Genomic DNA, 11163 nt, shown 5'->3' with positions numbered 1-11163 from the left:
TACCCGCCGCACCCGCAGCAGCCGCGCCGGCGCTGACACGGAAACCCTCGCCGTCGCGCTCGATCGACTCGACGCGACAACCCGTCACGACGTGCGCGCCGAGGTCTTCGAGGTAGGAGCGCAGCGGTCGCCACATCGTCGTGTCGAAGTCGTCGCGGCTGACGTCGAACAGCAGCCCCTCGCCGGAACCGAGGAAGTACATGTGAAACATGGCGACGAGTTCGCCGGCGGAGAAGTCGCGCGGGTCGGCGAAGAAGCTGCGTGCGAACACCTCGAGCGCGAGCGAGCGCATGCGCTCGGGGAATCGCAGCGCGTCGAGGGCGTCGGCGGCGCTCACCCCGTCGTAGCGCGAATACGTGGCGGGGAAGTCGACGTCGAGCAGGTCGAGGGCGCGGTCGGCGTCGACGCGCGACAGGTCGCGCAGACCGAACGAGGGGCTGCGGGCGACGAACGACAGGAAGTTGAGCGGCGGCCTCGTCGCGATCTGCGTGAACGAATCCTGCGTACCGTCCGCGTGACGCAGCGGGTAGTCCGCGACGGGCCGCAGACATTCGAGGCCCGGGTCGACGCGGCGCAGCAGCGCGCGCAGGTTGTAGTACTGGCGGAAGAACGCGTGAAACCCGCGGCTCATCGTCGCTCGATCGTCCGGGGCGCCCGACGCGTCAGCGCCCGGGGTCGGCACGTCGACGGGCCAGCTGCGCACTCGGCCACCGAGGCTGCTTTCTGCCTCGATGAGCGTGACGCGCACGCCGCGCTCGGCCAGCCCGACGGCGGCGCTGATGCCGGCAATCCCACCACCCACGACGACGACGTGGGGGGCCGCGGCGTCCGCCACCCTCGACGCAGCAGGGCCACCCCGACCGTCAGGCTCATGCCGTTCGGCCGCCGCATCACGTCCGGGGCGCCACGGCGGCACCCGTCGCAGCCCCGCCGTGAAGGCCTCGATCGTCGCGCTCATCGTGCGTTCTCCTTTCGGCGGCGGCCGTGGTGTTCCCACAGCAGGATCGTCAGCGTCACCATCGAGAAGCCGAACCCGAAGTCCTCGATCGGGATGTCCCACGGAAAGCGGATGCCGAGGAACTGATCGCGCCCGTAGAGGACGATCGGGTCGCTCAGCTTCGTCAGCCAGCCGTCGACGAGGATCTGGAACGCGAACACGATGACCATCGAGCACCAGTAGCGCGCCGAGGTGAAGATGCCGGTGCGCCAACGCCCTTCGAGAGCGACGACGCCGATCATCGACGCGACGGTCAGCACGGTGTACTCGGGCACGTCACACCTCCCTCGACGGGCGATGATCGCCTCGCGCGGACGAGCCATCAGCCGCCACATGGCGTCCCTCGCCCGCCCGACCGTGCGGATCGACCCGGGCGAGAGCACTTCTCGCGCTCCCGCTCGAGCGCCACGCGGCGAGCAGGCGCAGGCAGAACCCGACGGCTCCGTACGTCAGCAGCCCGCAGATCGGGATGACGACGAAGAACACGAGCTCCTCGATCGGCATCGGGGTGAGCGGCACATCCCAACCCGACGTGAAGCGCGGCGAGTACGACCAGTGATCGCGCACGATCCCGACGATGTCCCACACACTGAACAGCACGACGACGGGCAGCAGCGCCGCGAGCAACCGTCGCGGGCGTGAGTACACGCGGGCGCGCAGGACGAGTTCGAGCGGCAGCGTGATGAGCAGGCATCCACCCATGAGCAGCAGGTACTGATAGGGATCCCAGGACGCGGGCAGGCTCATGTCGCCCACCCCACCACGACGTCGGCCGCCGTCACGACTGCCCGTCCCTCGCGAAACCCGAACGCAGTTCGTAGCGACGCTCCGCGTACTCGAGGTCGTCGACCCACAACTGGCCCTGCGTGCGCAGCACGAGCGGGCGGATGAGCGGCGCGAATGCCCGCGCCGCACGGAAACCGGGGCGCTCGGAGTGCGCGATCGTCGCCTCGTGAATGACGCTGCGAGCCGGCTGCTCGGCGCTCGCCGGCTGCACGCACGTCGCGTGGGTCTCGACGGTGCTGCCGACGCCCTCGCCGTCGATGATCGTCATCGTGATCGTGCGGCTGTCGGCGCACGTGAACGCCGCGCGCACCGGAACGCCGTAGGTGTGGTTGAGGCGGAACGTCACGTCGGTGACGAGGCAGTCGTCATCGCTCGCGTCCTCGTCGACGACGAGGTGGCTGAACGCGTATGGGTGGAACCAGGCCCCGTGCCACGGGTCGAGGCGATTCGCGATGACGTCGGACGTCTCGCAGCGCGCTTCACGCGTGTAGACCGCGACGAGCGCCTCGTCGAGTGGAGCGCGCGGGGGCAGCACCGGCGCATCGCTCGGCGTCTCGCCGTCGCTGGGCAACTGCACCCAGAACAGGACGCCGTCGTCGTGCGCGGGGTAGGTGAGCCATTCGCCCGGCCACTCGCTCGGCAGCCGCAGCCCGTGCCAGCGGCACAGCACGTCGCCGTCATCGGTGTGGCAGTTCTCCAGCAGCGCACCCATGTGCGGGCACGCGCCCGGCCCCGCGAGCGCCGAGCCGTCGGTGCCGCGCCACAACGCGATCTCGCGTCCGAGGATCGTGCGCACCGTCGAACGCCCCGCGACGACGTCCGTGCTCGCCGCCGCGACGTGCCAGCCACCCGCGTCCTGGGCGAGGGCGCGCGCCAGCATCCGCTCGATGCGGGGCACCGCGGCCTGACGCCACGTCGAGCGAATCTGCTCCTCCGGCGGCTGCGGGACGCGTCGGATCGGGTTGCGCCGCGCGATCTCGGCACGCAGTTCGGCGCGGTTGCGGGGCGGGCGTCTCATCTGCGGCTCCTTCGGCGAGTTTCGGTGGGCGAGGGGGTGCGGTGGGTCGAGCCGGTCTCCATCGTCGGGTGCGCCTCGCTCATGACGCGGATGACGTCACGGCCGGCTCGTTCGCCACGGCCGATGACGAGGGCGCGACCGGCGCCGCAGTTCGGGCGCGTCCGGTGACGACGACGGCTCCCGCGATGGCGCTCTTGCGTGCTGCGGAGACTCGGTGGCGCGTGCTGAACACGTCGTAGTCGGCCGCCTCGATGAGGCACAGGATGCGTGAGTACATCGCGAGCGCCGCGCCGACGCACCGTCGCGACGAGGCCGGCAGGTGCGGCAGACCGGCTTCGGCGTCGTGGAACAGCGCGCGGTTTCGGGCGATCTGCTCGGCCATGAACGCGCGCCACTGCGGGGTGACGCGGCGCAGCCACGGGTCGGCGCCGTGCGCGGCGAGTTCGTCGGCGGGCAGGTAGACGCGACCGCGTTCGAGGTCTTCGCCGACATCGCGCAGGAAGTTCGTCAGCTGGAACGCGAGCCCCAGCGCGCGGGCCGGAGCGAACGCGGCCTCCCGCGAGCGCGGGCGCAGCACAGGCAGCATCATCTCGCCGATGACGGCGGCCGAGCCCTCCATGTACTCGTCGCGCAGCTGAGGCCACGACGCCCACGACGTGCGGACGAGATCGAGCTGCATGGCGCCGAAGAAGCGGTCGTAGCAACCGGAATCGAGGTCGAGACGCCGGGCGGTGTCGACGATGGCGGCGAACAACGGGTCGTCGCTGCGCCCCGCGGCGAGGTCGGCCTGGAAGCGCTGTTCGAACTGCGCGAGACGCTCCCCCGGCGGCAACGATGCGTCGAGGCCGTGCCCGGTGGCCTTGTCGGGCTCGTCGACGATGTCGTCGGCCAGGCGGCACAGGGCGTACAGGCCGTAGACGTCGCGGCGCTGCTGCGGCGGCAGGAACAGCGTCCCCCAGTAGTACGTCGTGCCGTGCATGCGGGTGATGTCGCGCGCCTGGCGGTAGCCATGCGTGAGGAGGGCCTCGGGGTCTGTCACGAGTGCCTCCACGGGTGACGGGGTGTGAACGTCCATCGGCCGGTCGCAGGTGAGGGTGACCTGCCCGCGGGTCCGAACCATGAGCATAGCCGCCGACGCGCCGATGCGAGCGCCCCGGAGGCGTTGGAAAATCACGGAATTCGACCATGGGGGTTGGCGTTTGCGACCGTGCCGCGGCGACTCTGCGGGCCCGTTCGTGCCGTCGTGGCGGCACTACGATGAGGGCACCCGTCCGGCTATTCGAAGGTGTGCCATGCGATTCCGACGCCCGCGCGAACGCGACGCGAGCACCGAAACCCCGTGCGTTCACCCGTCGGAGCGGGCTGCATGAGGGTCGTCATCGCCGCCGCCGGCAGCCGCGGCGACGCCGTCCCGTTCGGGGTGCTCGCCGCGCGTCTCGTCGCCCGTGGGCACGACGTCACCGTCGTCACCCACGCGTCGCTCGCGCACGTCATGCCGGACGGCCCGCGCGTCGTGACGGTGGCGAGCGATCCGGGTGCCCTCCTCGCCGGCCCGGCGGGCACCGCACTGCGGCGTGGTGATCTGCGCGCGCTCAACCGCACGCGCAACGTGTTCGCCGAGTTCCTGCAGTCGTTCGGGCCGACCACGCGTGAGGCGCTCGCGGGCGCCGACGTCCTCGTCGCCTCGAGCTTCGCGATCGCCGCCGTCGACGAGGCGATGCGCGCCGACGTCCCCGTCGTCCGCGCGCACCTGTGGCCCGAGTTCGACAGGCTCGACGGGCCGATGCCGCTGCTGCCGTACGCGTGGACGCTGCCCACCGGTGTGCGGCGTCGCGCGCGTGGAGCGCTGCGGCGCGTCGAACCGTACTTCGCGGGCGTCGACGGCGGATGGGCCGACGGCCGACTCGACCTGCGCGCCGCCCACCCCACGGGCCTGACGACGGCGACTCTTGGCTCGCTGCACGCGTACAGCCCGCTGCTCGCCGACCCGGTGGACGACTCCCGCACTGTCGTCACGGGGTGGTGGCGCGAGGCGCCGCACGAGGGCTTGTCGGAGCGCACCCGGGCGCTGCTCGCCTCCGGTGACGAGTGGATCGCCGTCGGGTTCGGCTCGATGCACCAGAACTCACCGGGCCGCGTCGTCGACGTCGTCACCGAGGCGTGCCGGAGACTCGGCGTGCGTGCGCTCGTCCAGCTCGACGGTGCGCCGCGCGAGGCGGATGGCGTCGTCGTCGGCATCGGTGACGAGCCGCACCACGCGCTGTTCGCGCAGGTGCGCGCCGTCGTCCACCACGGCGGGTCGGGGACGACGGGTACCGCGCTCGCCGCGGGCGCGCCCAGCGTCGTCGTCCCGCACTTCGCCGACCAGTACCACTGGGCGCACCGCCTCCACACGCTCGACGCCGCACCCGCGCCGCTGCCGCGTCGATTGCTCACCGCGGGGTTGCTGACGCGTCGGCTGCGCGCAGCGATGAGTGCTGAAATGCGCGAGCGTGCAGCGGATCTCGGACGTCAGGTGGCGACCGAGGACGGCGCGGGCGTGGCCGTCGCCGCCATCGAACAGTTCGTCGGCGGGGCATGACGTGACGCTGTCCGCGTCGAGTTCATCGAGGTGGCGTGTGTCGGCGCGGTTCGTCGAGGCGCAGCCGTGGCGGCGCCCCGGTGCTCCGGCAGCGCTGGCTGTCATGATCGTGCTGCTCGCGACGGCTTCGCGCCACGGTTTTCACGGCGACGAGCTGTACTTTCGCATGTTGCCGCCCGCGTGGTGGTACGACGATCAGCCGCCGCTCACCGTCTGGCTCGCGCACGCAGCGGCGTCGGTGAGTGACGCGGTGTGGGTGCAACGGCTGCCGGCCGCGCTCGCGGCGGGGGCGGGCGCGCTCGTCGCGGGGCTGTTTCCGCGGCTTCTCGGCGCTGATGTGAGGGTGCAGCGCATCGCCGCGTGGGCGCATGCGTTCACCGTCTATCCGCTGCTCATGGGGCACGTCATGCTGACGGCGAGCCTCGATCTGCTCGCGTGGCAGCTCGTCGTGCTCGGTGTCGTCGCTGCGCTGACGGGGCGTCGCCATGCGCTGACGTGGGCCGGCGCGGCGGCTGGGGTGGCGTGCTGGAACAAGCTCCTCGTCCTCGTGCTCGTCGCGGCGGCCTTCGTCGCGCTCGCCACGTGCGCCCGGTGGGTACTGCGCACCCGTGACGCCTGGTGCGGCGCCGCGTTGCTCGTCGCGCTCGGCGGGTTCCAGGTGGGGGCGCAGATCGTTCACGGCGTGCCGATGCTCGACGTCTCGGCCGACCTCGTCGCTCGCCATGGCGCGCTCAACCGATGGCTCGTCGTGCCGCTGCTCGTCGTGTTCGTCGGACCGCCGTTCGTGCAGGTCGCGTGGCGGGGGTTGTGGTGGCGCCCGGGAAGTCGTCGCGCCGCCCACCCCGGAGCTGACGGCGGCGACGACGACGGTCGACACGTCGAGGCGGGCGGCTGGCGCAGCGGTCCCGCTGACGACGCCCGCGTCAAGGCGTTCGGCGGCGTCACGAACGATCCTTTCTCCACCGACGACGGTCACGCCGGCCGCATCGCCCCGGACCCACCACAACAGCGCACCGGGCCGGTGTTCGCCGTCATGGCCGCGATCGTTCTTGTGTTCGCGCTCGTCTCCCCTGCGCAGCCCTACTACGCGGTCGCGGTGTTCTTGCCGCTTGTCGCGGTCGGCTGGGCGCGGGCGGCTGCGGACGAGGAGCACGTGTGGCGACGCGCGCCCATCCTCGTGACGTCGAACGCCGTCGTCGCAGCCCTCATCTGCCTACCGATCGCGCCCGTTTCGTCACCGGCGTTCTCCATCGTCTCCGCCCTCGACCCCATGCAGCGCGACCAGACCGACTGGCCGTCACTCGCCGCCCAGATGGCGACAGCCCGTCCGACGGGCGCGGCCATCGTCACCGATTCGTATGCCCTCTCCGGAGCTGCACATCAGTACGGCCCTGCGCTCGGGGTGCCGCGTGCCGACGTCGCCTCGTGGCACAACGCGCTCTGGAGCCTCGGGCCGCCACGCAGCGACGGGGGCACGCATGACGTCCTCGCCGTCGGTGGGGACGAGCACCGCATCCGTGCGGCGTTCACGCGCTGCGACCCCGCTGGGCGGCTCATCGCGCCGCACGACCCGTTCGGCCTCGACGGCACGACGATGCTGCGATGTTCCGACCCGCGAGGAGGATGGGGCGCCGTCTGGCCGACGTTGCGCCGCCTCGGCGGTTGAGGCGCACTCCCCTACTCCTCGTGTGGCGCGGCACGTCCAAGGCCGCGATGTTGCCCACTTCTTGGGGCGCGGGCGCCGTGAGACCCGGGCAACATCGAGGGAGGCGGGGTGTGTCAGGGTGCGGTGATGTCGCGCGGGCGTCGCAGCAGGTCGAACGCCACGACGACGAGAGCAACTGCGAGCGCCAGCAGCGAGACGCCCTCCGCCACCCCGCGCGGGATGGGTGCCGGCGCCGGCATGACGTGGTCGAGACTCATGAGCGACGACACGGCACCCAGCGCCCCGAGCACGCGCGTCAGCGTGTGACGGGGCTCGCGCTCGCTCGCGAACCGATCGTGATCCCCTCGTGAGTCGGCCGACCGCACCCCCACCAGCCCATGTGCGAGCAACAGGACGGACGGCGCCGGCAGAGCGAGCACGCCGCCCACCATGTGCACCCCGATGGCTCCGTCAGCGGGAAAGACCGCGACCCACACGAGTCCGACGCCGAGGCAGACGAGCGCCGCCGTCAGCAATCGTCCGAGTCGATCGTGCGTCAGAACCCCCGCCGTCAGGATGCAGGCTCCTGCGACGCCGACGGCGACGTTGAAGAGGTCGGCGCGCGGCGAGCAGACCCAGAATCCGTGCCAGTCGCGGCAGATCGTGCGTCCGAGGTCGCTGATCATCGCGCGCCGCCAGGAGAAAGACGCGCCCCGAGCATGCACCGCCGCGACGTACGCGCCCACGCACAGCACGAGCCCGAGGACGAGCAATGCCGCCGCCGAACGCTCGCGCCGAGCCGAGCGGCGCTCGGCTCGGAGCGGCGGGTACGAGGGCTCGCCCTGAGGTTCGGACACGTCGAGGAGTGTAGGCCGCAGCCGCCCGGCCCCCTCGTGGGCGCCGGCAGGCTGGAATGACGGCGAACCGTTCCCCACGCACCGCGGCGCTCAGGTGCGCCCGCATGAGCGGCGCAGCTGACGCCCGCGCTGAGCAACCCCGCTGTGACCGGCGCCGCTGACGCCGACGTCAGGTACGACTATCCTGAAATTCCAACGTGATCCACGCGCATTCCTCGATGAAACGGATGGACTTCATGACCTCTCGCCTCGCCCTCGTCACCGGGGCCACCGGATACGTCGGCGGCCAGGTGGCCGCTGAACTCGTCGAGCGGGGATGGCGCGTGCGCGTGCTCAGCCGCAGCGAGAAGAAGGTGCGTGCGCTGCCGTGGGGCGAGCACGTCGAGGTCGTCGAGGGTGACGCGTCCGAGGCCTCCGACGTCGCGCGCGCCATGCAGGACGTCGACGTCGCCTGGTACCTGCTGCACTCGATGAGCACGTCCGACGACTTCGTCTCCGAGGAGAAGGAGATGGCCTCGACGTTCGCCGACGCCGCCCGCGACGCCGGCGTCTCGCGCATCGTCTACCTCGGTGGCCTGCACCCGGACGACGAGGACGTCGAGCAGTTGTCCGACCACCTGCGCTCGCGCGTCGAGGTGGGCCACGTGCTCATCGACTCCGGCGTTCCGACGGCGGCGCTGCAGGCGGGCGTCGTCATCGGTGACGAGTCGTCGTCGTTCATCATGCTGCGCAACCTCAGCGAGCGCCTGCCCGGCGCGATCGCGCCGAAGTGGATCAAGAACCGCATCCAACCGATCGCCGTCGCCGACGCCGTGCACTATCTCGTCGGTGCCGCCGACCTGCCCGCCGACGTCAGCCGCACCTTCGACATCGGCGGCCCCGAACCGATGCCGTACGGCGACATGATGAAGCGCTACGCGAAGGCGACGAAGCGCTGGCTGCCGCGCATCGTCGGCACCGCGCCGGTGACGACGGCCGGACTCGCCGGGCACTGGATCGGCCTCGTGACGCCCGTCTCCAGCAGCCTGGCGGCGCCGCTCATCGGCAGCCTGCAGCACGACACCGTCGTCCACGAACGCGACCTCGACGACCTCGTCGGCGCACCTCCGGGCGGTCACACGACGTTCGAGGATGCCGTGCGCGCGGCCGTGAAGGACCTCGACACCACGCGCTGGGTACGCACGCTCGGGCTGACGTCCGCCGCCGTCGCCGCGACCGCCGTCGCCGGCTCGCTGCTGACCGACCCGAAGTCGGCGTGGTACCGCACGCTGCGCAAGCCTGCGATCCAGCCGCCGCCCGCCGCGTTCCCGATCGTGTGGAGCGCGCTCTACACCGACCTCGCGCTCATCTCGAGCCTGACGATCGCCGACCTCGCCGAGACGGGCCGCACCAAGGAACAGCGGGCGTACATCGCGGCGCTCGCCGCGAACCTGGCCCTCAACGTCGGCTGGAACGGCACGTTCTTCGCCGCGAAGAAGCTGCGTCCGGCGGTGCTGGAGGCTGCGGTGCTCGCCGCCAGCTCGGCCGACCTCGTGCGCCGCGCGCACAAGGCCTCGCCGGAGAAGGGCGTCGTGCTCGCGCCGTACGCGGCGTGGACGGGGTTCGCCACCGTCCTCAGCGCGGTCATCGCCCGTCGCAACCCGGGACGCTGATGGCGACATCGCACCGCTCACCTCGCCACGTCTTCGGCGCCGCGCTCGCAGGGGCACGCGACGTCGAACTACGTGACGCCGCAACCGATCCCGTGCCCGAGCATCGTCTCGGGGCGACGCGGGTCATCATCGGCGCGACGGGCGTCGCGGCCGCCGTCGCACTGTCGTGGTCGCTCAATCTCGAGCCGGGGCAGGCCCTGTTCTACCCGGCGACGTTCCTCGTCGCCGTCATCTACGGAGCGGGGATCTTCGCGGCCGGCCGGGTCGGCGCGACCAGGCTGCGCTGGCGCGCTGACGGACGCGAACTGCTCGAGGCGTTCGGCATCGGCATCGCGTTGGCGCTGTTGTTCGTCGTCGGCGCGTTTCTCGTGCGCTTCATCCCGGCGCTGCGCGACCCCGTCTCGCACCTGCTCGACCATGCCCGCAAGGGCAGCCTGCCGATCGTCGCACTGACGACGGCCGTCAACGGCATCGCCGAGGAGGTGTTCTACCGAGGCGGGCTCTGGCGCGTGCTGTCGCCGAGGAAGCGCGTGCTGTGGACGACCGTCGCTTACACCGCCGTCACGGCCCTGACCGGCATTCCGCTGCTCGCACTCGCCGCGGCGATGCTCGGCTTCGTCGTCGCCGTGCTGCGTCAGCAGTCGGGCTCGCTCGCGGGGCCGATCGTCACGCACCTGACGTGGTCGATGCTCATGCTGTTCGTCCTGCCGCACGTCGTGTAGTGAGATCGGCCGCCCGACGCCCTTGACGTGGGTGTCCCCCCGCTGCGATCTACGGTGGATGTCAACCTGTGGTGCCAGGCTGGCACTCAGGGTGGCGTCGGGGGACGGTCGCGGCGGATCTCGAGCGATACGCCCCGTCGTCAGACTGAGCGTCAGCGCTTTTCGCCCGACATCGCGTCGGCAGCGACGCGATGTCGGGGAACATCACGACGAGGGGCGCTCCCCAGCGTCACCACGAATGTCATCGTCAGCGCCACCGTCGGCAAAGATGATCCTGACGGGCCCGCGAGCTGTCTCGTCGACGGCCTTGCCCTTCTGGGTGACGAGCACCTCGCCGGCCGCTCGCATTCGATGCGCCACGGCGCGGACGGCGGGCATGAGGTCGCGCCACCCGTCATCGCCGTTCGTCGCATCGCTGCCCCCGGTGGTGGTCGACTCGCCTCCGACTTGGGTCGCCGTCTCGTGGCCACTCGCCTTCGAAATACCGTCGCCATGGATGTCAGTGTGCGCGCCGCTGCTGACCACGCGCGCGACGTCGCTGGGGCAGATGCTCTTGCCGGCGCGATGACGCAGCAGCGCGCGGATCGTCGCTTCGATGCGGACGTCGCGTTCGTCGTCGGACGGAGTAGTCCACCATTCGTAGCCCCGCTCGCCGAGAGCGATCTTGGCCTCCTGCACGCGCGGTCGGGCGTGCTCGGCGTCCGTGCGCACGAGGCGACGGGCGGCCATCAGTTCGTCGACGAGTTCTTGCCGCAGCTTCGGCGGGATGCCGGGGTCGGACGCGCGCCAGCGTCGACCGTTCACGACGATGTAGCGACCGTCCGGGGTGCGCTCGGGTTCACTCACCCGCCCACTGTGACGGCCCACGCCGCCGCGTGTCCACCGGAGCACGTCTGACATGCCCG

General features: G+C 71.4%; 11 protein-coding genes. 4 read left to right on the top strand and 7 right to left on the bottom strand.

Annotation, left to right across the window (positions count from 1 at the left end; translation table 11 throughout):
- From B2284_RS01905 to B2284_RS01885, 5 genes are all read right to left on the bottom strand, one after another.
- Window positions 1-958 (bottom strand): FAD-dependent oxidoreductase (locus tag B2284_RS01905; RefSeq protein ID WP_286697108.1); only part of this gene is annotated, 958 nt, incomplete at its 3' end.
- Window positions 955-1272: a lycopene cyclase domain-containing protein gene (locus B2284_RS01900; RefSeq protein WP_038566746.1), complete on the bottom strand. Its 318-nt coding sequence runs from the start codon at window positions 1270-1272 to the stop codon at window positions 955-957. The genes B2284_RS01900 and B2284_RS01905, both read right to left, overlap by 4 nt.
- A gap of 1 nt (window position 1273) precedes the next feature.
- The gene (locus tag B2284_RS01895; protein ID WP_074039799.1) at window positions 1274-1744 is read right to left on the bottom strand and encodes a lycopene cyclase domain-containing protein; all 471 of its coding nucleotides are present in this window, start codon (window positions 1742-1744) and stop codon (window positions 1274-1276) included.
- Between the two features lie 31 nt (window positions 1745-1775).
- Complete coding sequence (locus B2284_RS01890) at window positions 1776-2801, bottom strand: Rieske (2Fe-2S) protein (RefSeq protein WP_136788578.1); 1026 nt, start codon at window positions 2799-2801, stop codon at window positions 1776-1778.
- Between the two features lie 79 nt (window positions 2802-2880).
- Window positions 2881-3840, bottom strand: a complete 960-nt coding sequence (locus B2284_RS01885; protein WP_136788579.1) for a phytoene/squalene synthase family protein — start codon at window positions 3838-3840, stop codon at window positions 2881-2883.
- A 327-nt stretch (window positions 3841-4167) separates the two neighbouring features.
- On the opposite strand from B2284_RS01885, the gene B2284_RS01880 reads away from it, so the two are divergent.
- Both B2284_RS01880 and B2284_RS01875 read left to right on the top strand, forming a co-directional pair.
- The gene (locus B2284_RS01880) at window positions 4168-5382 is read left to right on the top strand and encodes a glycosyltransferase (protein ID WP_136788580.1); all 1215 of its coding nucleotides are present in this window, start codon (window positions 4168-4170) and stop codon (window positions 5380-5382) included.
- A gap of 37 nt (window positions 5383-5419) precedes the next feature.
- Window positions 5420-7048, top strand: a complete 1629-nt coding sequence (locus B2284_RS01875; RefSeq protein WP_136788581.1) for a glycosyltransferase family 39 protein — start codon at window positions 5420-5422, stop codon at window positions 7046-7048.
- A 113-nt stretch (window positions 7049-7161) separates the two neighbouring features.
- Here the strand turns inward: B2284_RS01875 and B2284_RS01870 are convergent, their stop codons facing one another.
- Complete coding sequence (locus B2284_RS01870) at window positions 7162-7884, bottom strand: DUF998 domain-containing protein (protein WP_074046431.1); 723 nt, start codon at window positions 7882-7884, stop codon at window positions 7162-7164.
- Between the two features lie 236 nt (window positions 7885-8120).
- On the opposite strand from B2284_RS01870, the gene B2284_RS01865 reads away from it, so the two are divergent.
- Window positions 8121-9536 (top strand): tryptophan-rich sensory protein, encoded by a 1416-nt coding sequence (locus B2284_RS01865; protein WP_074046442.1) that lies wholly within the window; start codon window positions 8121-8123, stop codon window positions 9534-9536.
- Entirely contained in the window at window positions 9536-10258 is a 723-nt protein-coding gene (locus tag B2284_RS01860; RefSeq protein WP_062256485.1) for a CPBP family intramembrane glutamic endopeptidase, read from the top strand. The genes B2284_RS01865 and B2284_RS01860 overlap by 1 nt, the downstream gene beginning before the upstream one ends.
- 204 nt (window positions 10259-10462) lie before the next feature.
- Here the strand turns inward: B2284_RS01860 and B2284_RS01855 are convergent, their stop codons facing one another.
- Complete coding sequence (locus B2284_RS01855) at window positions 10463-11104, bottom strand: DUF3253 domain-containing protein (protein WP_240742520.1); 642 nt, start codon at window positions 11102-11104, stop codon at window positions 10463-10465.
- Window positions 11105-11163 lie beyond the last annotated feature (59 nt).

It is taken from the genome of Dermacoccus sp. UBA1591, from assembly GCF_002322065.1.
GTDB classification, from domain to species: domain Bacteria; phylum Actinomycetota; class Actinomycetes; order Actinomycetales; family Dermatophilaceae; genus Dermacoccus; species Dermacoccus nishinomiyaensis.
The sequence above is the reverse complement of the archived record's forward strand: the minus strand, read 5'-3'. Positions and strand labels throughout refer to the sequence as shown.